At 50.4% G+C, this 24,557-nt stretch carries 22 protein-coding genes and 2 pseudogenes; 9 read left to right on the plus strand and 15 right to left on the minus strand.

The genetic code is table 11. The features are described from left to right. Positions 1-141 precede the first annotated feature (141 nt). On the plus strand, positions 142-777 hold the full coding sequence (locus ACKI3C_RS04905) for a carbon starvation CstA family protein (protein WP_407402636.1): 636 nt from the start codon (positions 142-144) through the stop codon (positions 775-777). Positions 778-787: 10 nt separating this feature from the next. On the opposite strand, the gene ACKI3C_RS04910 is transcribed toward ACKI3C_RS04905, so the two are convergent. Continuing rightward, positions 788-1,333, minus strand: a complete 546-nt coding sequence (locus ACKI3C_RS04910; protein WP_407402638.1) for a hypothetical protein — start codon at positions 1,331-1,333, stop codon at positions 788-790. A gap of 15 nt (positions 1,334-1,348) precedes the next feature. After that, a complete protein-coding gene (mgtA, locus tag ACKI3C_RS04915) occupies positions 1,349-4,006 on the minus strand; it encodes a magnesium-translocating P-type ATPase (protein WP_407402866.1) in 2,658 nt (885 codons plus the stop codon). A 189-nt stretch (positions 4,007-4,195) separates the two neighbouring features. Between mgtA and ACKI3C_RS04920 the strand changes: the two genes are divergently transcribed. Next, on the plus strand, positions 4,196-4,894 hold the full coding sequence (locus ACKI3C_RS04920) for a response regulator transcription factor (RefSeq protein ID WP_407402640.1): 699 nt from the start codon (positions 4,196-4,198) through the stop codon (positions 4,892-4,894). Then, a complete protein-coding gene (locus ACKI3C_RS04925) occupies positions 4,887-6,125 on the plus strand; it encodes a sensor histidine kinase (RefSeq protein WP_407402642.1) in 1,239 nt (412 codons plus the stop codon). Before ACKI3C_RS04920 ends, ACKI3C_RS04925 begins: the two co-directional genes overlap by 8 nt. Before the next feature lie 650 nt (positions 6,126-6,775). On the opposite strand, the gene ACKI3C_RS04930 is transcribed toward ACKI3C_RS04925, so the two are convergent. From ACKI3C_RS04930 to ybaK, 7 genes are read right to left on the minus strand one after another with little or no spacing between them, the layout of a single operon-like run. Further along, positions 6,776-8,053: an SLC13 family permease gene (locus ACKI3C_RS04930; RefSeq protein WP_407402644.1), complete on the minus strand. Its 1,278-nt coding sequence runs from the start codon at positions 8,051-8,053 to the stop codon at positions 6,776-6,778. A 17-nt stretch (positions 8,054-8,070) separates the two neighbouring features. After that, the gene (rbr, locus tag ACKI3C_RS04935) at positions 8,071-8,613 is read right to left on the minus strand and encodes a rubrerythrin (RefSeq protein WP_407402646.1); all 543 of its coding nucleotides are present in this window, start codon (positions 8,611-8,613) and stop codon (positions 8,071-8,073) included. A 27-nt stretch (positions 8,614-8,640) separates the two neighbouring features. Further along, positions 8,641-9,378: an acyl-[acyl-carrier-protein] thioesterase gene (locus ACKI3C_RS04940; RefSeq protein ID WP_407402648.1), complete on the minus strand. Its 738-nt coding sequence runs from the start codon at positions 9,376-9,378 to the stop codon at positions 8,641-8,643. 5 nt (positions 9,379-9,383) lie between these two features. Continuing rightward, positions 9,384-10,361, minus strand: coding sequence for a hypothetical protein (locus ACKI3C_RS04945; protein ID WP_407402650.1), 978 nt, complete (start codon positions 10,359-10,361; stop codon positions 9,384-9,386). Continuing rightward, a complete protein-coding gene (locus ACKI3C_RS04950; protein ID WP_407402652.1) occupies positions 10,358-11,239 on the minus strand; it encodes a TIGR01212 family radical SAM protein in 882 nt (293 codons plus the stop codon). Before ACKI3C_RS04950 ends, ACKI3C_RS04945 begins: the two co-directional genes overlap by 4 nt. Further along, positions 11,239-12,312, minus strand: a complete 1,074-nt coding sequence (gene aroC / locus ACKI3C_RS04955) for a chorismate synthase (RefSeq protein WP_407402654.1) — start codon at positions 12,310-12,312, stop codon at positions 11,239-11,241. The genes ACKI3C_RS04950 and aroC overlap by 1 nt, the downstream gene beginning before the upstream one ends. Beyond that, positions 12,305-12,805, minus strand: a complete 501-nt coding sequence (gene ybaK / locus ACKI3C_RS04960) for a Cys-tRNA(Pro) deacylase (RefSeq protein WP_407402656.1) — start codon at positions 12,803-12,805, stop codon at positions 12,305-12,307. Before ybaK ends, aroC begins: the two co-directional genes overlap by 8 nt. A gap of 72 nt (positions 12,806-12,877) precedes the next feature. Here ybaK and ACKI3C_RS04965 point away from each other — a divergent pair, with 72 nt between their 5' ends. Beyond that, complete coding sequence (locus tag ACKI3C_RS04965) at positions 12,878-13,705, plus strand: DUF5106 domain-containing protein (protein WP_407402658.1); 828 nt, start codon at positions 12,878-12,880, stop codon at positions 13,703-13,705. 66 nt (positions 13,706-13,771) lie between these two features. Here the strand turns inward: ACKI3C_RS04965 and tilS are convergent, their stop codons facing one another. Next, positions 13,772-15,130 (minus strand): tRNA lysidine(34) synthetase TilS, encoded by a 1,359-nt coding sequence (gene tilS, locus ACKI3C_RS04970; protein WP_407402660.1) that lies wholly within the window; start codon positions 15,128-15,130, stop codon positions 13,772-13,774. A gap of 140 nt (positions 15,131-15,270) precedes the next feature. Here tilS and pheS point away from each other — a divergent pair, with 140 nt between their 5' ends. The 3 genes from pheS to ACKI3C_RS04985 all read left to right on the plus strand — a co-directional run bounded on the left by pheS (position 15,271) and on the right by ACKI3C_RS04985 (position 17,782). Next, positions 15,271-16,308, plus strand: a complete 1,038-nt coding sequence (gene pheS / locus ACKI3C_RS04975) for a phenylalanine--tRNA ligase subunit alpha (protein WP_407402662.1) — start codon at positions 15,271-15,273, stop codon at positions 16,306-16,308. Between the two features lie 75 nt (positions 16,309-16,383). After that, entirely contained in the window at positions 16,384-17,025 is a 642-nt protein-coding gene (nth, locus tag ACKI3C_RS04980; protein WP_407402664.1) for an endonuclease III, read from the plus strand. Continuing rightward, on the plus strand, positions 17,012-17,782 hold the full coding sequence (locus tag ACKI3C_RS04985) for an alpha/beta hydrolase (protein WP_407402666.1): 771 nt from the start codon (positions 17,012-17,014) through the stop codon (positions 17,780-17,782). The genes nth and ACKI3C_RS04985 overlap by 14 nt, the downstream gene beginning before the upstream one ends. On the opposite strand, the gene ACKI3C_RS04990 is transcribed toward ACKI3C_RS04985, so the two are convergent. The 4 genes from ACKI3C_RS04990 to rho form a co-directional block, all read right to left on the minus strand. Continuing rightward, on the minus strand, positions 17,775-18,164 hold the full coding sequence (locus ACKI3C_RS04990; RefSeq protein ID WP_407402668.1) for a hypothetical protein: 390 nt from the start codon (positions 18,162-18,164) through the stop codon (positions 17,775-17,777). The two genes, ACKI3C_RS04985 and ACKI3C_RS04990, sit on opposite strands and share 8 nt — an antisense overlap. A 154-nt stretch (positions 18,165-18,318) precedes the next feature. Further along, positions 18,319-18,888: a peptide deformylase gene (gene def / locus ACKI3C_RS04995; RefSeq protein WP_407402670.1), complete on the minus strand. Its 570-nt coding sequence runs from the start codon at positions 18,886-18,888 to the stop codon at positions 18,319-18,321. Between the two features lie 41 nt (positions 18,889-18,929). Next, entirely contained in the window at positions 18,930-19,343 is a 414-nt protein-coding gene (ruvX, locus tag ACKI3C_RS05000; RefSeq protein ID WP_407402672.1) for a Holliday junction resolvase RuvX, read from the minus strand. Positions 19,344-19,355: 12 nt separating this feature from the next. After that, positions 19,356-21,401, minus strand: a complete 2,046-nt coding sequence (gene rho / locus ACKI3C_RS05005) for a transcription termination factor Rho (RefSeq protein ID WP_407402674.1) — start codon at positions 21,399-21,401, stop codon at positions 19,356-19,358. 361 nt (positions 21,402-21,762) lie between these two features. On the opposite strand from rho, the pseudogene ACKI3C_RS05010 reads away from it, so the two are divergent. Then, positions 21,763-23,193, plus strand: a pseudogene (locus ACKI3C_RS05010) (CCA tRNA nucleotidyltransferase); the annotation flags it as partial. Between the two features lie 27 nt (positions 23,194-23,220). Next, positions 23,221-23,730, plus strand: a pseudogene (locus ACKI3C_RS05015) (methylated-DNA--[protein]-cysteine S-methyltransferase); the annotation flags it as partial. A 377-nt stretch (positions 23,731-24,107) separates the two neighbouring features. Here ACKI3C_RS05015 and ACKI3C_RS05020 read toward each other — a convergent pair. Further along, complete coding sequence (locus ACKI3C_RS05020) at positions 24,108-24,557, minus strand: GtrA family protein (protein WP_407402676.1); 450 nt, start codon at positions 24,555-24,557, stop codon at positions 24,108-24,110.

Consider the following 24,557-nt stretch of genomic DNA (forward strand, 5'->3'; position numbering starts at 1 on the left):
GCTGTATAGCAGGTATATACGTATTATTTGGACGCTTTGGCAAATGCGTTTTTATAAAACTTAGCAGACAGAAACAGACGGTGTTCATTTTAACATTTCAAGTTCCCCAAAAGGGCGTGTACCCCTACCTGAGTAGTTACCGTGAGCAGTTGGTTCTTTTACAGCGAGGGATGGCGCGAGGTTTGTTCTCCCGAAGTCGTAGCGGCATTTACAGGCCAGAGCGAACTCACCGTCACGCAGTTTTTCTCTGCCCCCAAGGTTGTGATGCACGTGTGCAACGGATGGCTGGGAGCGATAGGCGGCATGCTGGCAATAATGGGGGTGATATTCGCCCCCATCACCACCGGCGACACTGCGCTGCGCTCGGCACGCCTCATCGTTGCCGAGAATTTCAACTACGACCAAAAGCCCATTTTCAAGCGACTCATTATCTCCATTCCCATTTTTGTGGCAACGCTGCTGATGCTTTTGTGGCAACTCGACAATCCCGACTCGTTCAGCGTGCTTTGGAAATACTTTGGGTGGGCCAACCAGACGCTTTCGGTATTCACCCTGTGGGCAATCACCGTGTATCTGGCAAGAAAGAAGGTATTCTACTGGGCAACCCTCGTCCCTGCCGTGATAATGACAGGCATCTGCACCCTCTTTGTCACCATCAGCAAGCAGACCCTAGGCATGCCACCGGTGATATGCTACATCCTCACTGCACTGGCAATGACAGCCACAGTCACAGCCTTCTTCATCTGGCACAGCAAATTCCTCAAAGAACGCCATTGATGAAATCACATTATTCCAGTTCGATGCGCATACGAATCAATCCCACCATGCGAGCCGAATGCCCTTGTTCCACAAGTCGCAATGTGGGTTGCAGATTAACCCTTACGGACAGAGGCATGTGCAGAGTCATATCCAGAGTATTGGATGGTGATTCCTCTTGAAATTGACGCCACACATAATGCAGGCAAAGGGTTGAACGTCCTATTTGCTGGTGAACGCCTGCTCCTGCATACCATCTAGAGGGTGAGAATGGAGAAGAATCATAATAGCAGGCAACGAGGATACCTGTCTTAGGAGTGATTTCGTGCTCGGTGTATGCCCAGAAGCTTCGGTCTAGAGGCTTAGGAATCAAGAGGGAACTACCCAAGTGGAAAGTATTGCCACCCTTGACGATGTCGAGTTGCGTAATACCATAACTGCCTGCGTCGTTTCCATCCAGGCGTGCATCCATCTCGGCCGTAATAAAGCAATTATACTCTACATCAAGGGCTTGAGCCATAAGGTGGTGGTCGCCCATCGCCAGAGCGACCATCACTATTATAAATATCCTTGTCATTATATTGCTTTTTATTTACAACCATTTGCCAAACTTGCGTATGTACCACATCTTGATACCCTGGGTCAGCACGCAATAGCTAAGCAGGATTGCAATGAGCCATGGGAAGTAGCTCAGTGGTAGAGGCATGAGACCTATGTAAGAGCCAAACGATGTGAATGGGATTGCAATGCCTATAGCCATGATGGCGAAGGTCATGAGCATCAATGGCCATGCAGCATTACTCTGTATGAATGGTATGCGACGAGTGCGAATCATGTGAACAATGAGAGTCTGCGATAGTAGTCCTTCAATGAACCATCCACTTTGAAACAACGTCTGCGCTTCAGGACTCTGACATCCGAAAACGTACCACATGAGCAAATATGTGGCAATGTCAAAGATGCTGGAGATAGGACCTATGAAAATCATAAAGCGGGCAATGTCGCTGCTGTCCCAACGGCGTGGCTTCAACAGGAACTCCTTATCCATTTTGTCAAACGGAATGGCTGTCTGCGAGATGTCATAGAGCAGGTTCTGGATGAGCAGATGGATTGAGAGCATTGGCAGGAACGGTAGGAATGCAGAGGCGGTAAGAACTGAGAACATATTGCCGAAGTTGCTTGATGCAGTCATCTTAACATACTTGATGATGTTGCCGAATGTTTCGCGACCAGCCAATACACCTTGTTCTAATACCATCAAGTCTTTCTCCAAGAGGATGATGTCGGCGCTCTCCTTGGCAATGTCAACAGCGGTATCTACCGAGATGCCAATGTCTGATTGTCGCAACGCAGCAGCATCATTGATGCCATCGCCCAGAAAGCCCACAGTGTTGTCCTGCTCTTGCAGTAGTGCGATTATCTCCGTCTTCTGGTGCGGAGTGAGCTTTGCAAAGATGCTACATTCTCTCACGGTTACACGTTTATCCTCATCGCTCATCTTATCAAAGTCATCGCCCACGGTCCAATGCGTAGTATCTATACCCACTTGCTCTGCTATAGTGCTCACAACCGCAGCATTGTCGCCGCTAAGCACCTTCACTTCTACCCCAGCCTCATGAAGCAATCTAATGGCCTCGCCTGCCGACTCTTTGGGAGGATCGAGGAAGGCAAGATAACCTATGAGTACCATATCATCTTCGTCAGTCACGCCAAATTCACCCGCCTTGTCAAGATATGACTTGTGAGCTACTGCAAGCACTCTCATGCCCTGGCTGTTCATCTCATGAACAATATTCATGGCCATGGTAATCATATTACCTGTCATGGGAATAACCTTCCCATCAAGTTCGCAATGTGAGCATATACGGATCATTTCCTCCACTGCACCCTTGGTGATAATCTGTCGCTTGCCATCTTTACCCTCAAGCACAACCGACATGCGACGACGGTTAAAGTCAAAAGGAATCTCGTCAATCTTCTTATAGTCACCGATTACCACATCCAGGGGCTTTCCTCTCTCATTTACATGTTCCACGATAGCCTTGTCCATGAGATTCTTCAAACCGGTAGAAAAATAACTGTTGAAGAATGCGTGACGCAGGATTCGGCGTGTCGAGTCCTCGCTACCATCAGCATTGATATACTTCACCAGCACCACTTTATCGCGAGTGAGCGTGCCCGTCTTGTCGGTACAGAGAATATTCATGGCACCAAAGTTCTGAATCGCATTCAGATCCTTCACTATGACCTTCTTCTTCGACATTTTCACCGCTCCCTTGGCAAGATTGGCAGTCACAATCATGGGCAGCATCTCGGGAGTCAATCCCACAGCCACGCTCACGGCAAAGATGAAAGCCTCGAGCCAGTCACCTTTAGTGAAGCCGTTTACCATGAATACAAACGGCACCATGATGAGCATGAAGCGTATGAGTAGTAATGACACCTTGGTGATGCCTTTGTCAAATGCAGTCTCGGCACGATGGCCGGCAATGCTCTTGGCTATTGAGCCTAGATAGGTCTGGTTACCAGTGGCATACACAATGCCCTGTGCAGTTCCACTTATCACTGTAGAACCCATAAACACGAGGTTATCAAGGTCGACCACACTACCCTCGCTAGTGTTACACTCGGGTCGCTTCTCTATCCCCTCGCTCTCGCCGGTGAGCGACGACTGGCTCACAAAGAAATCCTTGGCCTTGACAATGCGCATGTCGGCCGGTATCATGTCGCCGGCACTGAGAACCACGATGTCGCCTGGCACAAGCTCCTCAACCGGAATTTCGCCATTGCGGGCATTAGTGCGCACCACATAGCAAGTGTTCTTTACCATTTTGAGCAGTGCATCACTTGAACGACCGGCCTTAAGTTCTTGAACAAATCGCAATATAGCAGAGAACACTACCATGGTAGATATTATGATAATTGTAGTCCAGTCTTGCTCGCCAGGTTCAGCCAGCACAACATCGAGAATAAAGGATATGACCACGAGAATTGTGAGCACACCTATAAATGGGTTGATAAATGCCGAAGCAAACAGCTTCATGGGATTAGTGCGTTGCTCGTGCACGACAACGTTGTCGCCATACTTGCGCTTGCGGCGTTCCACCTCGCGCTCGCTCAAGCCATGCTTGTGGCTTGACAATTCTCCATATACGTAGTTCAGTGTCTGGCGAGATGCAAAGTGTGCATACTCGCTATTGTAAACAGCCCTTGTCATAGAGCTCTTCCTGAAATTGAAAAGGTTCTTCATCATTTTCTTTTCTAAATGGTTTAACAATCAGTTTCTTGAAATCGGGGGCAAAATTACAAAGATGCACCAAGAAACACTGTTAGAGAATGATTAGAACGTTATTAGAAAACCATTAGAGCAAATTCTAATGATTTTTTAATAACACATCAGGTTCATAATTGACAAAAAAAGGATAACTTTGCACCCATAATGTGTACCATATTAATCATAGAAGACGATCATCGACTTGCCTCGTTGCTCCAGACGGGCATAGAGGAAGCTGGGCATCAAGTGCTATTAGCCTATGATGCAGAGATGGCGTTGCGTTTATTGAAAAGCGAAAACAAGCATATAAATCTTGTTATTAGCGACATCATTCTTCCTGGAATGAACGGTATAGAACTTTGTAAGTGCATACATACCGAACACCCCCAGATTCCTATTTTGATGCTTACTGCTCTCGGAACCACTGACGACAAGCTAGAAGGTTTCGACGCTGGGGCTGATGACTACATGACGAAACCTTTTGACTTTCGCGAACTGCTGGCACGCATAGCCGTGCTGCTAAAAAGGAGGTGTGTGCAGAATCAACCTCATGCCTCAGAGAAAAGAGTGCTGGAGTATGGAGGATGCCTGCTAGACATCGACCGACACGAATGCTCACGCAATGGCCGACAGATAAGGCTTACCCCAAAGGAGTTTGCCCTATTGCAATACTTGATGGAGAACGCCGATAAGGTTGTCAGCCGCGCAGATATTCAAGAGAAAGTTTGGCACACACATTTCGATACAGGCACTAACTTCATTGACGTATATATCAACTACTTGCGTCGAAAAGTGGACCGTGACTTCTCCGTAAAACTGATAAAAACAAAACCTGGCATAGGTTTCATGCTTAACGATGAATAACAGGCGCATACTCCTCACACTCAAATACACAGCGGTAATGTCGGCTGTGATGGTGGTGGCACTCATTATCATCTATGTAATGAGTGATGGCGCACGTCGTGCCACATTCTGCAACACCCTGCGCTCTGAAGCCATTACCAAGGCAAATCTTTTCCTTGAAAACCGAGTGGATGCCGAGACGATGCAACACATCTATCTCAACAACACGCAGTTTATCAATGAGGTGGAGGTGGCAGTTTATACACGAGACTTCCAGATGCTATACCACGACGCTGCTGAGCATGATATTGTGAAGGAAACGCCCGAAATGATTGACGAGATAAGCCATAAGGGAGAGATTGATATCAGCGTTGGTAATGGATATCAAGCGATTGGGGTGCTGTATAACGAGAAATATGTTATCACAGCAGCCGCTTACGATGGCAGTGGAGAGGCTAATATGCACTCGCTACTTGTTTTGCTCACATGCATCTTCCTTGTCAGTATCCTATTCATGCTTGCCGTGGGATATTATCTTGCCAATATCACCATTCGTCCCATAGAGCATGCACTGAGTTCGCAAAGGATGTTTGTCAGCAATGTCTCGCACGAACTTCGCACTCCCCTTGCTGCTATCACGGCAGAACTGGACCTTGCTCTTTCACGCGAACGCACGCCCGAGCAATATCAGCAATCACTCATGCGAAGCCTTGACGATGCTCACCGCATGACGCTACTCATAGACGGCCTACTCAACCTCGCCAAAGCTGATTATGGCGCACATGGCATTACAATGGAACTGCTCCGCATTGACGAACTCCTGCTCGATTCCCGCGAGCAGTTGCTACATGCTCATCCCGACTATACGGTCAACATCTCCTTTGATGAGGATGCCATTGATGCCGACGCCGATTTCACTATCAATGCTAATGAATACTTGATGAACATAGCACTGAAAAATCTGATAGAGAACAATTGTAAATACTCTAGCAACAAGACATCTAATATTCTGATTACCACAATAGAAAATGGTATATGCATCACCCTCTCCGACTCGGGCAAAGGCATGACAACCGAAGAACAACGCAACATCTTCCAGCTCTTTTACCGAGGAACCGCCACTGGACAGAGAGGACACGGCATAGGCATGGCACTAGCTCAAAAAATAATCACTCTACACAAAGGAAAGATTGAGGTCAAGTCAAAACCCGGATACGGGACTTCTTTCTGTGTAAAAATACCAAACACCTAATAATATTTTAGTCAACAAAAAACTTGCCCCCATTAGAATACGCTCGTGCTGGGTGTCAAGCGGGCCAGTGTTACCGTTGAATCATATTATAATTAAGTACGTCCTTTACAGAATATACGCGTGACATATTTTCGAACGTGAAATACTGGTCATCAAGAATATACCATTTTGAGCGCTCTTTAACGGACATGTGCTTAATGTCGCGGAAATAGTTAACGGGAACCATCACCACACGGCCATCGGTAAGGTAAACCACCATCATGCCTCGCTTCTCTGTGAAGTTGAGTTTTTTATTCCTATATTGGTGTCTTTATACTTGCACATAATCGTTTACTTTTTTAGAGTGTTCTCATATTTATCAACAGGAATGGACACCTAAACGTATGCCCTAAGGAAGAGATCTAGGAATGCTAATTGTCCCATGCTAGCTATAGTTTGTTCGAGTGGCGAACGTTTGTCTTTCTCGCACTTGCGTGCAAAGATAATCATTTTTCTTAACTTTTCATCTGTTTCGAGGTCAAAACAAGTGAGTAAATGCATTTTTAACTAAAATGAGCCACTGGGTAACTATACACCAATGGGGTAATCTCCTAAAAAAAGTGGTATGCTTAAAGTCCAAGCATACCACTTTTTTTCATATATGGCAACTATCATTTCAAGGGATAGAACAGCATAGCCATTGAGATGGCGATGATAAGGTTCACGACCTTGAGAATGATGCCCAGGCGGGCGAAGTCGGCAAACTTATATCCGCCCGAGGCAAATACAAGCGTGTTGGGGGGCGTTGCTATGGGTGTGGCATAGTTGTTGGAAACTGCCATCATCAAGGCAATCATAAAAGGCAAGGAGTCCACGCCTAGTGATTGCGAAGCATGCCATGCGATGGGGCAAAACATTGCGGCACAAGCAGTGTCGCTGATAAACTCAGTGGTAATTGATGCTGTGACGCACAACATTATGAGCACCATCAGCGGGTCTTTTCCACAGCAAGCAAAGATGCCGTCCAGTATCACCTCATCGATACCCGTCTTGTGGATTGCCGCGCCTATGCTCACACTGCCCACAAACACGATGAGAATGGTCCAGTCAATCTCTTTCACTGCCTGGTCGCTTGTGCAGCACTTGGTGAGTACCATAATGATTCCTGCAAGGATACAGCACACAGGCAAACTCAACACGTTGAGTGCCGACAGCAGCAGCACCGAAATCATGATGCCGATGCTCAAGTAGGTCTTTCCGCTTGCCTTGGCATTGGCAAGGTTATCGGTCTGATCATCGGCTTGACTTGCTGGCGCAACTCGTTCAGGAAGCCATTTGCGCAACAATATAACTATCGCCACACTTGCCAAAAGACAGCAAATTGCCACTGGGAACGGGGCAAACGTGTTCATCGTGTTGCCTGTTTCCTTGGCATAGATGCCTGCAATGATGAGGTTGGGCGGTGTGCCTATGAGCGTGAGCAGTCCGCCCAGTGAGGCTGCATAACCCAGCGGTATGAGCAGCTTTGACGGTGCCATGCCCAGTTTCTCGGCCCACTTCTTAATTACATCCTGGAACAACGCGGTAGTGCCGGTATTGCTCATGAATGAGCTGAGAAATCCCACGGGAAGCATCATGCGTATGATGGCATGAGAATGATTCTTGGGCTGACCCATCAGGTGACTCACCATCCACTCGAGCGCACCAGTGTGACGCAGTCCGGCAATAACAAGGAACAAAAGTCCCACAGTAATGATGCTTGACGTGTCAAAACCCACAAAAGCTTCTTCGATAGTGAGCACGCCAGTGACACTAAGCACTGCTATAGCGCAGAAAAACGCCACATGTGCCTTGGTGTCGGTGAATAGCAATGTCATGAACACGCCCACAAGCGTAGCCACGGTAATCCACGCGTCAAGCCCTAACCCCCAAAAGATTATGTCATGCATAACAATGTAGAGCTAAATCAGAAGTTGTCTGCGTGAACTTCGAAGTAAGACTGGGGATAGAGGCACACGGCGCAAGCCTTTGGTGCCTTGGTGCCAACCACGATGTGACCACAGTTGCGGCATTCCCACACCTTAACCTCGCTCTTCTCGAACACGGCAGCAGTCTCAACATTCAGGAGCAGCGCGCGGTAACGCTCCTCGTGGCGTTTCTCAATGGCTGCAACCATGCGGAACTTGGCAGCCAGGGCCTTGAAACCTTCTTCCTCGGCAGTCTTGGCAAAGCCTTCGTACATGTCGGTCCATTCATAATTCTCGCCATCGGCTGCGGCACCCAGATTCTCGGCGGTGTCGCCCAGCCCATTGAGTTCCTTGAACCACAGTTTAGCATGCTCCTTCTCATTGTCGGCAGTCTTGAGGAAGAGCTCTGCTATTTGCTCCATGCCTTCTTGTTTAGCTATTTCAGCGAAATAGGTGTACTTGTTACGTGCCTGGCTCTCACCGGCAAAAGCAGCCTCGAGGTTCTTCTCGGTCTGCGTTCCTGCATACTTTGATTCTTTCATTTCTTTTCGTTTTTTTTATTGATTGATTTATCTTTGTTTCCATGTGAAGCGACAACGCACACGGTCAGTGTCCTCTACATTGATAGAGAACCTAGTATCGGCTTCATCGCTATCGTTGATGAGCACTTGAGCAGTTGCCCCATAGTGGGTTTCCTTGACAAACGCCATCTCCATGCGAGCAATAAAGTTATTGTCGTAATGCGACAAACTGAATTGGTTCATCAGTAATTCTAGATATCGCACTGTGTTGACATGGCGATTGAAGTCGCAGTCGGTGTAGCCAAATGTATGTTCTGTCGTGCGCGTAGCATCGGCCACAGGACGCAACCTCGACTGGGGCTCGATGGGGCACTCGCGGGGCGACACGTTGCTGCTAATGTAACTCAACTGTGAGATGTCCACACCCGTGCGTGCGGCAAGGTCGATGACCATCCAGATGGTGCGGGCAAACCCTAGCACCTCGCCTGTGGTTGCGCTGCGTATCTCCATGTTGCGCTGCGAGAAGTGACGGTTATAGTCCTCAATCCACGTGATGATTTCATAATCTTCGCCAGCACGGGGATAACGCTTCATCTCGGTAGTGACACGCGACAGCACCCACGCATGGTTATCGCTGATGAGGCGGTCAAATCCCACACCCCACGAGTTGGCATGCAGCGTGGCAATCTCGATGAGTCGAGACACGAGCAGCGACACGGGCATCTCGCCCTGCGGGTTGCACTCGCCCGCGCTCATGTAGAACGTTTTGCTATATTCTTTTATCATGTTTATTACTTTTTAATTTTCAGTTGTTTCTTGAGTTCCTTTGTATTGCTGTGACGACGTCCGTTGAGGTCGTAGAGATACTGGTTAACGCTTGTGGGGCTAATGCTACGAGCATTGTTGAACTTCTCTGGATGCGTGATGCGTGTGAAAACCACGCGTTGAATTGCCGTTTTATGACAACGCCCCATGCCGTAGCCCAGCGTCTCGGGGTTCTTTCCCGGGCCATTACTGCTCCAGTAGGCCACAGTGTCGCCCTCACAACCCATGAAGATGACGCTGTGCCCAGCCTCCTGGTCGGCATCCTTGTCATCGTTGCAACCTATGATAGCGCCGCTGTCGCGTCCGCGGCTCTCATTGCGGTTCCAGAATATTTTCATCAGGTCGCCAGGCCGAGCACGACTCCACACGTCCTGCAAGCACCATTGTTCGTCGCTCATATAAACCTCGCCCGGAGTCTCTTTGTTGCGCTGGCTCTTAGCTCCTCGATAAGCAGTGAAATTGTAGCCTGCACCCAGTTCCGCGATAAGAACACCCAAACCCGGGCCATTGGCATTGGCGCGGCCCCACACACCCACACCGTCATCCTGGCCTATCCCGTCGGGGTTGAGGGCATCTTTGATACCCACATAGGGCTTCATGTTCACCCATGCCTCACGCCCAATCACGCCACGCGTGTCCCACAGCAGCAAGGCCTTAACAAGCACGGCATAGGTCGCGCTAGAACAGAACGACGGTTGTGCCTGCTGGGGGTCGAACTGCGGGCGCTTATCGCTCTCGCCCATCTTGAACGCATCGTGAAGCCCCTGCATCGTAGTCTTGCCGAACACGGCGTTGGGGCGACCGCCCGTATAGTAACCGCCACGTTCAGGAAAACTGTCAACAGCAGCAAGAATCGCATGTTGCCAGCTAGCATTGAACTTGTCTCTTGCCGACAAGTTTATGGATATTGCAATAAGCACCAAGGCTAATATATATTTCTTCATAACTCATTCATTTTTGATTCTAGCAACTGGGCAAACTCACCCGGTTTCAAGTTCCACCGTGGCGACAGCAGCATCGACGGCGGCGACTGCGACACAAAACGCTCTACAACGACATGCGATGGCAAAAGCCTCAACAGCCGTGCGCACAACGACGCATATTCCTGTGCAGTCCACTGCATCAGCTCCACCTCTCCTGCCTGCCATTGGCGGGCAAGCCTCGTGCCTTTGAGGACTTGCATCTGATGGAATTTGAGAACCGTCACCGGCAATGCCGCGACGGTTCTCACCGTGCGCTCCATCATCGACACGTCCTCGCCCGGCAGCCCTAGTATCAAGTGGACACCCACGGCAATACCGCGCTCGGCAAGGCTCACAATTGCATTGCGGGCAGTTGTCCAATCATGACAACGATTCACCTTGCGCAAGGTGACGTCATGCATCGTCTCTACACCCAATTCGACGATGAGCCGTGTGCGCGCAGCCAACTCCGACAGCAGCTCCACAACTTCATCGCCCAAGCAGTCGGGGCGAGTAGCTATGACGATGCCCACCACTCCATCCACGGCAAGGGCCTCGTTATACAGTTCTCGCAATCTATCGACGCCGGCATGAGTGTTACTGTATGCCTGGAAATATGCCAGGTAGTTCATGCTCGGGTACTTGCGGGCGAAAAATGCCTTTCCACGTTCCAGTTGCTCGGCAACAGTGAGCCGGGCATCGCAGTATCGAGGATTGAATGCCTCGTTGGTGCAGTATGTGCACCCGCCACGCCCCACGGTGCCGTCACGGTTAGGGCATGAGAATCCGGCATTCACGGCAATCTTCTGCACCTTGCCGTCAAACCTTTCGGCCAGAAACTCCGAGTACCCTTTGCGCATCACAGCCTCGACGTGCGTGCCATAAGCACATTATCAAGCATCACAAGCGCCGCCATCGCCTCCACAATGGGCACAGCGCGAGGCACGACGCAGGGGTCGTGACGGCCATGCGGATGCAGTGTGACAGGATTGCCGTTGCGGTCGATAGTCTCAATGTCGCGCATCAGCGTAGCCACTGGCTTAAACGCCACTCTGAACGTGATGGGAGCACCGTTGGAGATGCCGCCCTGAATGCCTCCCGAGTGGTTGTCGAGCGTGGTGACCGTGCCGTCGCACGAAGTGAAGCGGTCCATCACTTCACTGCCGCGAGCACCAGCAAACGCAAATCCGTCGCCATACTCAAAGCCTTTAGCCGCATTAATGCCCAGCATCGCCGCGCCCAGCTGGGCATGCAGCTTGCCGAAAACCGGTTCGCCCAGCCCCGCAGGAACCCCGTTGACCACACAAGAGACACAGCCGCCCAGCGAGTCGCCGGCAGCACGCGCCGCCATCACCTCAGCCTCCATCAAGGCAGCAGTATCGGCATCGGGGCAGCGAACAGTATTACTGTCAATATTTGACAAATCAACCTTTTTTGATGCGCCCAGCAACACAGTCCCTATTTGAGAAGTATATGCTGTGACTGTAATGCCTAATTGCTTCAACGCCTGCATGGCAATCGCCCCGCCCACCACACGGGCAGCAGTTTCGCGTGCCGACGAGCGCCCTCCGCCACGGTAATCACGAATGCCGTATTTCGCGTCGTAGGTATAGTCGGCATGCGACGGGCGATAGCATTCCTTGATCTCGCTGTAATCGGCCGAATGATGATCCTTGTTGCGGATTACGAAACCTATGGGCGTGCCCAGCGTGACGCCATCGAAGACACCCGAAAGAATCTCAACCCTGTCGTCCTCGCTGCGCGAAGTCGTCATGGCCGATTGCCCCGGGCGGCGGCGGTCCACAACACGCTGCACCTCGTCCATGTCGATAGCGACACCGGCCGGCATGCCGTCGAGCACGCCGCCTATTGCGATGCCATGAGACTCGCCAAAGGTGGTAAGCCTCAATATGTTGCCAAACGTATTACTCATTATCGTCAGTTTTGTCAGATGTTATGTCAACCACCTGGGCACCCACAAACTTCACAAGGTCGCCAGGATTGACTTTAAATTGCAAGCCGCGCATGCCAGCACTCACATAGATGTGTTCAAAGTCATTGCACGTGGTGTGGAAAAACGTGGGAAACGGTTTCTTCATGCCCACGGGCGAGCAACCGCCGCGTATGTAGCCGGTGGTCGCCAGCAGGTCTTTCATCGCTATCAGGTCAACTTTCTTGTTGCCCGACACCTTTGCGGCCTTTTTGAGGTCCACCTCGTCACATCCCGGTATCACACACACGAAATGCCCCGTGCGCTCGCCATGGAGCACCAGGGTCTTGAACACGCAATGTATGTCTTCGCCCAGCTGGTCAGCCACATGGCCCGCGGCCAAATCGCTCTCATCCACCTCGTAGGGGATGAGTTCGTAGGTCACTTTGGCCCTGTCGAGCAGGCGCGCTGCATTGGTTTTAGTTATCTTTTTCATTTCTTTTGCGTCTATTAATTGCAAAAATACTCAAAGTTGCTTACCTTTGCAAGACTTTAACACGTAAAAAAGATGAAAAAATTTATTTTAGCAATAGCATTAGCTATCGGAGCCGCATTCACAGCGCCGGCACAAGAGCAATTTTTCGGGCTAGACCCCGACAAGTTCATGAAACTTATCGAGCAGACACAGAAGATGCCTCGCGACAACGCGATGCTCATTGTAGAACAAACAATGCAGGTGATGAGCACCAACCCCAAGAGCTACCGCAAAGCCCTCGACATGGTCCTTAACCGCCTGAGCGACCCCACCGACAGCCTTCACAACGAGGACGTCTATATGGCAGTGCTCAAACACGCAACCGAATCGTTCGTGCTGAGCAACAACGAGAAAATGCGCCCCAAAGCCTTGCTCGAAAGCGCAATGAAGAACCGCATAGGAAAAACCGCAAACGACATTGACTACATCACAGACAAAGGAGAAAAGGAAAACTTGCTAAATAATGACAAACGTTTCACACTGCTGTATTTCAACGACCCCGACTGCGACGCATGCGCCAAGGTCAAGGAAAACCTGCAAGCCAGCGCGGCCATCAAGCAAGCAGTAGAAACAGGTATCGTGAGAGTGGTTGCCATTAATCCCATGGCCAACGAAAAGCAGTGGAAGAAAACACAAATGCCCGCATGGGTGACCAACGGGTGGAATAAGTCGCAAAGCATTAACGACGGCGGAAGTTACGACCTCCCCACCCTTCCCGTGTTCTATGTGCTTGGACGTGACAACACCGTGCTTGCCAAGAACGAGGCAAGCTTGAAACGTATTGAGAAAGTTATCGCGAAAATCATGTCATCGCCCGATGCCGACTCCGAAACACTGGCCAACCTGCTGTTCAACAAATAAGCAGGAACATCAAGACAATTAAAAGCATTACTATACACAACAAGAGCACCGTGACTCATGGTGCTCTTATTTTTTAGTATTGACCAGAATGTAGTCAGTGGAACCCACATCAACCTTGAAGGAATTTCCCGACCGCAATCCTAGCACCCAAACAATCTCACCATCCACATCAAGCAGCCATGCCGCACGCCTAGCGACGGGGCCATACTTTGCATCGGAGAACATGTCGCTCACCAGCCTGGTGCCACGCATCCCGAACGGACGCATGCGATCGCCTTCACGCCAATGGCGCAGAACGACATTCTCGCATTTGATCACATCCTTGTGCAATGCGACAGAACCCTTCCCGTCGCACATCTTGGGTGCGAAAGGCTTGGTTGGCGCAGTGTTCACTTCAAGTATTTCTTTAACTCCATGAAGCGCGCTGAAATCAACCTGTATTTGGTCATTTATCCCAATGCTATTCTTTTCTATTATAACATATTGCTCCCTTATGCTTAAAGTATGACTTGATGTATGGATTTTCTGCCCTTTCATACTTTTGGAAGAGAGTATTTCGGCTATATATTCGCTCTGTTCATGGCTTACCCCATAACTGTCCAGCAAGTCGTGGACGAGCAATGCCATGTTGCTTGTCTTAACTGCCAAGAGCTCCTTCACGCCAACCCTGCACTCGGCACCATCAGCAATGCCTAGCCTCGACTTCAAGTCTCCAAGCAAGTCTCGATACAGGTCAGCACATTCCCTCGTGTGCTCAACCGTTGACTGGAGCGTCTTGCGGGCTCCGGGGAACTCTCGCTCAATAACGGGCACAATCACATTGCGCACGCGGTTGCGCTTGTAGTCATTCTCGAGATTTGTGCTGTCAACGACATACGGCTGCCCCAGTTCGTTGAGATACTCCTCTATCTCGCTGCGGGTCACGCCCAGCAACGGACGCACGATATTGCCGTTGCGCGGCTTCATCCCGGCAAGGCCCGCTATGCCTGTGCCGCGCAGGGCGTTGAGGAAAAAGGTCTCCACGTTGTCGTCGGCATGATGGGCAACGGCTATGGCCTGGCAGCCAAATTCGGAAGCCATTGCCGCAAACCACTCATACCTCAGCTCACGGCATGCCATCTCGACCGAGATGCCACGCTCACGCTGGCGTGCCTCGACGTCCATGTGCTTTACCACCAGCCTGACGCCCAGCAACCGGCACAGCGACACGGCAAACCGCTCGTCGCGGTCGCTCTCCTCGCCACGCAGGTGGAAATTGCAATGCGCAGCGATGCACTCATAGCCCAACGCCACGAGCACCCTGAGCAGAGCCACCGAGTCGGCGCCACCACTCAATGTCACAAGCACGGGCCGACCGCCGCTCACGAACAACGCATTCGACCAGATGTAACCATCAACACGCGATATGAATTCCTGACCTTGCATACAGACTACAAAATTATCAAATGTTGCCGTAATTACCAAAATTTAATCGCACAAACATTACGCGCATGAAATAATGCAAAAAATATCCTTGCACTTTGCTTTATTTTTTGTACCTTTGCAAATATAAACATATACAGACTATGATATTTGAAAAAATAAAGAAACTCAAAACGGATCTTGCAGCATTGCATGCCGCCAACGAAGAGGAACTTGAAGCTCTGCGCATCAAGTATCTGAGCAAAAAAGGTGAAATCACAGCACTGTTCACCGATTTCCGCACCGTTCCGCCCGAGCAGAAGAAAGAACTGGGACAGAAGCTCAACGAGCTCAAGAATCTTGCTACCAACAACATCAATGCTCTAAAGGAAACCTTCAAGGGACAGGAAAAGGAAAAGAACAAAATCGACATCACCCGCCCGGCATTCCCTGCCGAGCTGGGTACTCGCCACCCCATCTCGGTGGTGCGCAAGCAAATCATCGACATCTTCTCTCGCCTGGGCTTCACCCTTGCCGATGGTCCCGAGGTTGAGGACGACTGGCACGTGTTCAGCGCACTCAACTTTGCTGCCGACCACCCTGCACGCGACATGCAGGACACCTTCTTCATCGAGCAGAACAAGGAAGACGTGAAGCGTAACATCGTGTTGCGTAGCCACACCAGTTCAGTACAGGTGCGCACCATGGAGCGCAAGCAGCCGCCCATCCGCATCATTTGCCCCGGTCGCGTTTACCGCAACGAGGCAATCACCGCGCGTGCTCACTGCTTCTTCCACCAGATTGAGGGTCTCTACATCGATAAGAACGTGACCTTTGCCGACCTAAAGCAAGTGCTTCTCAACTTTGCCAAAGAGCTCTTCGGTCCCGAAACACAGATTCGTCTGCGTCCCAGTTACTTCCCGTTCACCGAACCTAGTGCCGAGATGGACGTTTCTTGTATGCTGTGCGGCGGTGAGGGCTGTGGATTCTGCAAGCACACCGGCTGGGTAGAGATTCTGGGTTGCGGCATGGTTGATCCCGCAGTGCTCGAGGCAAGCGGCATCGACAGCAGTGTTTACACCGGCTATGCATTCGGTCTGGGCGTTGAGCGCATCACTAACCTCAAGTACATGGTCAAGGATCTGCGCATGTTCAGCGAGAACGACGCACGCTTCCTCGACGAGTTCAAGAGCGCACATTAATCAAGTTAGCAATACAATGCGATGGCACATTTCCCAACCAACGGGGCATGTGCCATTTTTGTAAGATTTTGACAAATGACTATCAAAGAACGATACCAAGCGGTGCTCGACCATTTTGCATCAGCAAACCCAAATCCCGAGAGCGAGCTAAATTTCTCCAACCCATTTGAAACACTAGTAGCGGTCATGCTCTCGGCGCAGTGTACCGACAAGCGTGTGAATCAGGTCACCCCTGCGCTCTTTGCCGCCTATCCCACGCCCGAGGTTATGGCGGCCGCAAGCGTCGAGGACATACTTGAATATGTAAAGAGCGTTTCCTACCCTAACAGCAAGGCGGCTCACCTGCAAGCTATGGCGGCAATACTGGTAGATAAGTTCAACAGCACCGTCCCCTCAACTATGGACGAGCTCACCCTGTTGCCCGGCGTGGGTCGCAAGACTGCCAACGTGATAATGGGCGTGGTCTTCGGAAAGGCAGCTATCGCCGTTGACACACATGTGTTCCGTGTGTCAAACCGCCTAGGTCTGGCCAACGGCAAGACTCCGCTCGAAGTAGAAAAGGCCCTCACGCGCCACATCCCCGAGCACCTGCGCTACAAGGTCCACCACTGGCTCCTGCTCCACGGCCGCTACGTGTGCAAGTCACAGCGCCCCGACTGCCTCAACTGCCCCATCACCCACCTGTGCAGACATTTTTCAAAAAATGACAAGCAGTAACACCATAGTGAACAACGTGACAGGTGCCTCGACTGTTGTGCTGATGGTTCACGGCATTGCAGAGGCAGCTCACGCCATGAACGAGTTCGTTCCTGCGTTTGAACGACTTGGCTATTCTACTGCTGCAATCACCCTTCCCGGGCACGGCGGAAGCATGAAGGACTTTGCCGGAGCTTCGTTGTCGCAATGGCAGGAAGCTGTCTCACAGGCAACTGATAAGCTCAGGAGCAACTACGAACACATCATTTTATTAGGACGTTCTATGGGCGCATTGCTAATGCTCAATGAGAGTGCGCGATGCAGTGAAAAGATAAAGGCAGTTATTGCTATAGCTACCCCTCTCAAAGTCAATGTTACATGTAAAGCCATCACAAACAACATCAAGATAGGGTTTAAGGTCAAGACAACCTCGCCCGACGTGTTGTCGATGATTGACAAAATGGGAGTGGAACAAGGTAACTGGTGGCAATATGCCTCATGGCTGCCACGCATTGCCGACCTGTTTAGACTTATATCCATCACCAAGCATCAGTTGCCATCAATCACAGTCCCCGTGCTCGCTATCCATTGCCAACACGACGAACTTGTTTCCCCCAAAAGTCTCACTATGCTGCAGCAACGCCTCGCCTGCGCCACAGCAATCACCTTACCCACAAGTAGCCACTTCCACTTCTCTCCCGCCGATTTCACTACCCTACAACTGGCAATCCAGAAATTGCAGCTCGACTGGCAGAACTTTGACACACACTTCAGATGAATCCATACTGAAAAAAATGAATCAACCGGTCAGTTAGCGTAATTGCCATTGCTATTACCAAATTCAATAGCAACAGCCCTTTTACATTCACAGCTTTCTTGAATACAAGATAAGCAATCAAAATAATAACCGCGCTAACAAACACAGAAACAAATATGGGAACGAAGGTTTTAGCAACCCACATCTTCACAGGAGCCGCAAGATATGCTTCTTGCATAAACTCAAGGGTACCCAAATAGAAATTACACAAAAACAATGTGACAATCACATTTACAATAACGCACAGCGAAGCCACAAGAATGTTCAGGCGTGTAAATGTCCTCACGACATTATGTTTTTGACCAGCACTATTATTCGGATCAATATTGTTAGATTCTCCCATTTTCCCGCGTTTTTCTTTAAAATATGTTAATTATAAATAAATATTCAATGAATAGTTTTGTCAATACATAAAATCTTTATACATTTGTACGTGTGTTTTTCATGGTATTAGATTTAAGGTTTGTGAGGGCTGTCGTGAGACATCCCTTACTTTTTTATTTTTTGAGTGGTTTGAACCCGCGTGTACGGTAGTGACAACGCACATTTCCCTTGATGATATTGTTGAGTTTTGAACGGTTGAGCTGCTTGCGAATGGGCGAAACATGGTCGATGAACACCTTGCCGTCCAGGTGATCGCACTCGTGCTGCACCACGCGCGCAAGATACCCCTCGATAACCTGCTCATGCTGTTCCCAGTTCTCGTCGGTCCACTTGAGATTAATCTTCTCGGTGCGTTTCACGCTCTCGTGAATGCCGGGAAGGCTCAAGCAACCTTCTTCACGTTGAGTGACATTACCATCCTCAATGACTGTGACCTCGGGATTAATGAGCACCATGTTCACACCCTTGAGCTCGGGCATGTCTTCGCCCAAGACATCAACATCGATATACACCAACTTTATGCTCACTCCCACCTGCGGGGCTGCGATGCCTATGCCATCGCTTGCATACATGGTGTCCTTCATGTTGGCAATAAGTTCGGCCAGTGCAGGATATTCGGGAGTAACCTCTTCGGCAACCTTGCGAAGCACCGGATGACCGTAAAGATATATAGGTAATACCATAATAATATAGTTTTTATAGTTAACTAATAAATATTCTTTTCTTATCTCTTGCTTGACAAGTAATCATTCAGGATAATAGTGGCCGCAATGCTATCGACGCGCCCTTTGTCTCGGCGGTCACTTTTCTTCATGCCTCCGTCGATCATCGCCTGGTGAGCTATGGTTGAAGTAAATCTCTCGTCATACATCACCACAGGCATTTCGGGCAACTGCTTGCGCAACGTGTTGACAAAAGGAGTGATGTAGCGCATGCTCTCGCTGGGCTGTCCATTGAGCTGGGTGGGTTGCCCCACAACGATGAGCTCCACTTCCTCCTTTGCCACATAGTCCTTGATGAACTGAAGCACAGTGTGTGTGGGCAATGTCCCTATAGCCCCTGCAACAATCTGCAAGGGGTCGGTCACTGCCACACCTGTGCGACGTCGTCCGTAATCTATGCCTAGAATGCGTGCCATGCCACCGTGTTGTTAGTCTTGCATTGTGAGCAGGAATTCCTCGTTGGATCTAGTGCGCTCCATACGTTCCTTGATAAACTCCATTGCCTCCACGCTGGTGCGGTCGCTCAAGTAGCGGCGCATGATCCACATGCGGTTGAGCGTAGCACTGTCGAGAAGCAAGTCGTCGCGGCGAGTGCTTGATGCCATGACATCTACTGCCGGGAAGATGCGTTTATTGCTGAGCTTGCGGTCGAGCTGAAGCTCCATGTTGCCTGTTCCCTTGAACTCCTCGAAGATCACCTCGTCCATCTTGGAACCGGTGTCGATGAGAGCCGTTGCTATGATAGTGAGGCTGCCGCCGTTCTCAATGTTGCGGGCAGCACCGAAGAATCGCTTGGGACGCTGCAAGGCGTTGGCATCGACACCACCAGAGAGAATCTTACCCGATGCAGGCGCGATTGTGTTGTAGGCACGTGCCAGGCGAGTGATTGAATCGAGCAGGATCACCACGTCATGACCGCACTCCACCATGCGTTTTGCCTTGCTCAACACGAGGTCGGCTATCTTCACATGGCGGTCGGCGGGTTCGTCAAATGTCGAAGCAATAACCTCGGCATTCACGCTGCGAGCCATGTCGGTAACCTCCTCGGGACGCTCGTCAATGAGCAGGATAATCATGTAGGTGTCAGGATGATTCTCTGAAATTGCGTTAGCGATGTCTTTCAGCAGCAATGTCTTACCTGTCTTGGGTTGAGCCACGATGAGACCTCGCTGTCCCTTGCCTATGGGGGCAAACATATCGACTACACGCTGCGACAATGTGGGGTGAGTGTGCGACACGAGGTCGAACTTCTCCTCGGGGAACAGAGGAACAAGGTGCTCGAAGGGCACGCGGTCACGCACAAACTCGGGAGTGCGTCCATTGATAGCCAGCACGTCGCACATGGGGAAATACTTCTCGCCCTCGCGAGGCGGGCGAATGGTGCACTCGATCACATCTCCTGTCTTTAGTCCTAAATTCTTGATCTGTCCTTGGGCCACATAGATATCGTCGGGCGAATTCAGGTAGTTATAATCGCTTGAACGCAAGAACCCATAGCCGTCGGGCATGATCTCCAACAGTCCCGATGCGGTGAGAATGCCTTCGAAATTGTAAGGATTGTTAGCGAACGGATTTTCGCTCATTATCTCACGCTGCTGTTGCTGCTGGTTGTTATTGTTTTTCTTGTTCTTCTTGTTTTTCTTACCGCCTTGCTGTTGCTGTTCTTTCTCGGCCTTGGGTTCCTGGATTATGATAGGAGCCTTGGCTGCTTCTTCGGCAGCACGGCGGCGCTGTTCCTCGGCACGGCGTGCGGCCTCTTCACGCTCTTGCTGAGTGCGAGGTTTAAACGTCTGCACACTGCCGGTGTTGAAGAACGAGCCTAAACCCACGTCACGACGCACCTGCTGGGGTGTCTCTTCCTCGACTGGTGTTTCGGCAGGACTAACCTCCTCAACCGCAGGTTTGTCAGCAGGAGCCTGTGCTTCAACGGGCACAGTTGCAGGTTCTGCTTCGCCCTCGGGCTGTGCCTTTTCCTGCTTTGCCTTGCGTGTGCGTCCACGCTTGGGGGTTTCGGCTGCGGGGGCATCGGTTGCAGGTTCTTCTTTTGCCTTCTTCTGCTTTGTTTTTTTAGGTTGCTCGGCAGGTACAGCTGTCTCTTGAGCCTGTGCCTCGGTCACCACCTCTTGTTGAGGTTGTGCCTGGGTTGTATCCTTTTTTGCTGCACGTCCGCGTTTTTTAGGAGCGGGGGCAACAGTTTCGGCCTGCTGATCTTTGTTCTCTACATCAGATTCAGCAGGGGTTTTCTTTTCACTAGATTTACTCTTCTTTTCACTTTTAGCCTTAGCAGGTTCTTTCTTTGCGCGCTTTGCAGGTTTTTCTTCTGTCCCCTTGGCCTCGATTTCGGCCTGGCGGTCAAGCACGTCAAACACAAGTTTCTCTACAGGCGTAGTGTTAATTCTTTTTAGTCCCAATGATTTCGCGAGATCGCGCAGTTGCTCCTCGCTCATGGAATTTAATTCGTTAATATTGTACATATATAATAATTAATGAATACTTTCATTTCTGGAGTCCATAACACGCGGTGCACACGGTGCACGACATCACGCATTCAATGATAAATAAAATTATTGGATTTTAAAATTAGGACTCGCACTTTGAGGCCTATCATGATTTTCTCAATCTAACGTCTAACTGAACTCTATGACATTTGGCCTAAATTCTATGCAAAGGTAGTACATGTTGGGCAATTGTGCAAAATATTTTCCAAACATTTTATCATTAACCGAGCAAATAATCGACAAATGCACTGTTTTTACTAATAATACTACCATCGATAGCAGTGTATCGTTTCATTATTCTAGATTATTTTAGTAATTTTGCACCATAATAATAAATATGGAAATCAAGTTAGATAAAATAGAGCCGCACGTGGCATTGCCGGTGTTTCACCTCGTGGGCAGCGTTGCCGATGAGATGCAGCGCGAGTGTTACGTTGTGGGCGGATATGTGCGCGACATCTTTCTGGAACGCGCGAGCAAGGACATGGACTTTGTGACTGTGGGCAGCGGCATCGAGGTGGCACGCGCCGTGGCACAACGACTGGGCAAAGGCAAGGCCACGCTGGCTGTGTTCAAGACCTACGGCACTGCACAGGTGAAAACACGCGAGGGGCTTGAGCTTGAATTTGTGGGCGCACGCAAGGAAAGCTACCGCCGCGAGAGCCGAAACCCCATCGTCGAGGACGGCACGCTGCGCGACGACCAGCTGCGACGCGACTTCACCATCAACGCCATGGCTATCTCGCTCAACAAATCGACCTACGGCAAGCTGCTTGATCCATTCGACGGCATAGGCGACTTGCAGCGACGCATCATACGCACTCCGCTCGACCCCGACATCACTTTCAGCGACGATCCGTTGCGCATGATGAGGGCCGTGAGGTTTGCAACACAACTGCAATTTGACATCTACCCCGACACGCTGCAAGCCATCAAGCGCAATGCCGGGCGCATCAAAATCATCACACGCGAGCGCATCGCCGAGGAACTGATGAAAATCGTGCGGTCACCGCAGCCTTCACGCGGATTCAAGATTCTCGACGAGACCGGGCTGTTGCAACTCATCTTCCCCGAACTCGCCGCGCTCAAGGGCGTGGACAACAGCCACGGACGAGGGCACAAAGACAACTTCCTGCACACGATGCAAGTGCTCGACAACGTGGCCGGTGCATCGACCAACGAGTGGCTGCGCTGGGCGGCAGTGATGCACGACATAGGCAAACCTGCCACCAAACGCTGGGACAACCAGCTGGGATGGACTTTCCACAATCACAACTTCATAGGAGAGAAAATGGTGCCCAAAGTGTTCGGCCGCATGCGCCTTCCGCTCAACGAGCACATGAAGTATGTCAAGAAACTAGTGGGACTGCACATGCGCCCCATCGCTCTGGTCGAGGATGGCGTCACCGACTCGGCTGTGAGAAGATTGCTCTTTGACGCCGGCGACGATATCGACGACTTGATGACTCTGTGCAAGGCCGACATCACGTCAAAGAACCAAGAAAAGGTGAAACGATTCCGCGACAACTTCGACCTGGTGAAACGCAAACTCATCGACATCGAGGAGAAAGACCGAGTGCGCAATTTCCAGCCGCCCATCGACGGGGCCGAGGTGATGGAGACATTCGGCCTCACGCCATCACGCGAGGTGGGGCAAATCAAAGACGCCATCAAGGATGCCATACTCGACGGTGCTATTGCCAACAGCTATGTCGAGGCCTACCCCTTCATGATGCAACGCGCGGCATCACTGGGCATAGAGCCCGTGAACAAAGGCAAGCTGTGCTACACCACCATTGACAGCCCTGTGGGAGTGCTCACCGTGGCATGCACAACCCGTGGCATTGCCCTCATCACAACACAAGACGATGCACAAGAGATGTTGTCGCAACTGGGCAAATCATCGCATCTCGACCTTGCCGAAGCCTCTCTCCCGCTCTTAACGCATTGCACACAACAACTCCAGCAATACTTTGCCGGCGAGCGCCGTGAGTTTGACTTGCCTTGCTTCACCACAGGCAGCGAGTTCACGATGAAAGTGTGGAATGAAATGTTCAAGGTCCCCTACGGCGAGACAATTCCTTATGCCGAACTAGCTAAACGCGCAGGCAGTCCCAAGGCCTACCGTGCCGCAGCGCAGGCATGCCACGTCAACCGCTTGATGATAGTCTATCCATGTCACCGCATCGTGGCGAGCAACGGCCTGGGCGGATACCGAGGCGGCACCCAAGTCAAGCAACAACTGCTCGACCTTGAAAAAAGGACGCCGACCATCACCGCCGACAAATCAGATGCCTCTTGCTGACGCGAGGGTGTCGCGTGACTACTATTTTTTGCAGAGTCCCCGCGCATAATATCTCACCAAAATCTTTCTTTCGCACAAAGCATAAGGCACCGGGGAAGAATAGTGCGGGGACTAAAAGAGGGTGGAAGCCGATACGCAGACCGCAGTTCTGCACATAACCCTTTCCTAACTGAACGCAAGCGAAGGCAGGACAGGGATAACGATACGCTATACTGCGGTCGAATACCGCCACCTTGCAGTGAAATGATTTTAATATCGGATAATTTCTTTCCTTCCTTAATCAAAAAAATCTGCGTCATCTGCGAGATCTGCGAGAGATCACCCCAATTGGTGAATAGTTGCAGATGTCGCAAAATGCAAAATTAAGTTGTAAGGTTTTACTTCTTTTCCCTGAAAGTCACTACGCGATTGTAGATGTAGTTGGCTAGGGTGTATGACACCATGGCGATGAGCATAACGATGTTTTGCCCGGTGTTCTTCATGGGGAGCCATGATATTTCGTCCATATTTTTCCAGCCTAGGCCTTCAAGCAAGAACCAGCTCACCGCACCTTGCAAAGTAAGGCACAGCAAGAAACCGATGCCGAAGAGCATCGCCTCACGCTTCACGCTGTTGTGAGTCTTGAACACCCAGTTGCGGTTCCAGATGAAACTGTTGATCACACCCAGAATGTAACCAATCACATTAGCAACTCCATAGGTGCACCCCGCCAAAGTGTTCAGCAAATAAAATGTCACCAGCGTGATGAGCGTGTTTGACACACCTATCACTCCATATTTGAGCAACTGTATGGTTGTCTTGCGAGCTTCTGCCTTATCTATCTTCAT

Origin of the sequence: Sodaliphilus sp. (assembly GCF_045598405.1) — a bacterium.
Taxonomy (GTDB): domain Bacteria; phylum Bacteroidota; class Bacteroidia; order Bacteroidales; family Muribaculaceae; genus Sodaliphilus; species Sodaliphilus limicaballi.

What these genes read in the sequence shown, in the direction of transcription:
- ACKI3C_RS04910 (WP_407402638.1), bottom strand. Translation starts at nt 1,333, where the DNA reads ATGACAAGGATATTTATAATAGTGATGGTCGCTCTGGCGATGGGCGAC.
- mgtA (WP_407402866.1), bottom strand. Translation starts at nt 4,006, where the DNA reads ATGAAGAACCTTTTCAATTTCAGGAAGAGCTCTATGACAAGGGCTGTT.
- ACKI3C_RS04920 (WP_407402640.1), top strand. Translation starts at nt 4,196, where the DNA reads ATGTGTACCATATTAATCATAGAAGACGATCATCGACTTGCCTCGTTG.
- ACKI3C_RS04925 (WP_407402642.1), top strand. Translation starts at nt 4,887, where the DNA reads ATGAATAACAGGCGCATACTCCTCACACTCAAATACACAGCGGTAATG.
- ACKI3C_RS04930 (WP_407402644.1), bottom strand. Translation starts at nt 8,053, where the DNA reads ATGCATGACATAATCTTTTGGGGGTTAGGGCTTGACGCGTGGATTACC.
- rbr (WP_407402646.1), bottom strand. Translation starts at nt 8,613, where the DNA reads ATGAAAGAATCAAAGTATGCAGGAACGCAGACCGAGAAGAACCTCGAG.
- ACKI3C_RS04940 (WP_407402648.1), bottom strand. Translation starts at nt 9,378, where the DNA reads ATGATAAAAGAATATAGCAAAACGTTCTACATGAGCGCGGGCGAGTGC.
- ACKI3C_RS04945 (WP_407402650.1), bottom strand. Translation starts at nt 10,361, where the DNA reads ATGAAGAAATATATATTAGCCTTGGTGCTTATTGCAATATCCATAAAC.
- ACKI3C_RS04950 (WP_407402652.1), bottom strand. Translation starts at nt 11,239, where the DNA reads ATGCGCAAAGGGTACTCGGAGTTTCTGGCCGAAAGGTTTGACGGCAAG.
- aroC (WP_407402654.1), bottom strand. Translation starts at nt 12,312, where the DNA reads ATGAGTAATACGTTTGGCAACATATTGAGGCTTACCACCTTTGGCGAG.
- ybaK (WP_407402656.1), bottom strand. Translation starts at nt 12,805, where the DNA reads ATGAAAAAGATAACTAAAACCAATGCAGCGCGCCTGCTCGACAGGGCC.
- ACKI3C_RS04965 (WP_407402658.1), top strand. Translation starts at nt 12,878, where the DNA reads ATGAAAAAATTTATTTTAGCAATAGCATTAGCTATCGGAGCCGCATTC.
- tilS (WP_407402660.1), bottom strand. Translation starts at nt 15,130, where the DNA reads ATGCAAGGTCAGGAATTCATATCGCGTGTTGATGGTTACATCTGGTCG.
- pheS (WP_407402662.1), top strand. Translation starts at nt 15,271, where the DNA reads ATGATATTTGAAAAAATAAAGAAACTCAAAACGGATCTTGCAGCATTG.
- nth (WP_407402664.1), top strand. Translation starts at nt 16,384, where the DNA reads ATGACTATCAAAGAACGATACCAAGCGGTGCTCGACCATTTTGCATCA.
- ACKI3C_RS04985 (WP_407402666.1), top strand. Translation starts at nt 17,012, where the DNA reads ATGACAAGCAGTAACACCATAGTGAACAACGTGACAGGTGCCTCGACT.
- ACKI3C_RS04990 (WP_407402668.1), bottom strand. Translation starts at nt 18,164, where the DNA reads ATGGGAGAATCTAACAATATTGATCCGAATAATAGTGCTGGTCAAAAA.
- def (WP_407402670.1), bottom strand. Translation starts at nt 18,888, where the DNA reads ATGGTATTACCTATATATCTTTACGGTCATCCGGTGCTTCGCAAGGTT.
- ruvX (WP_407402672.1), bottom strand. Translation starts at nt 19,343, where the DNA reads ATGGCACGCATTCTAGGCATAGATTACGGACGACGTCGCACAGGTGTG.
- rho (WP_407402674.1), bottom strand. Translation starts at nt 21,401, where the DNA reads ATGTACAATATTAACGAATTAAATTCCATGAGCGAGGAGCAACTGCGC.
- ACKI3C_RS05020 (WP_407402676.1), bottom strand. Translation starts at nt 24,557, where the DNA reads ATGAAGATAGATAAGGCAGAAGCTCGCAAGACAACCATACAGTTGCTC.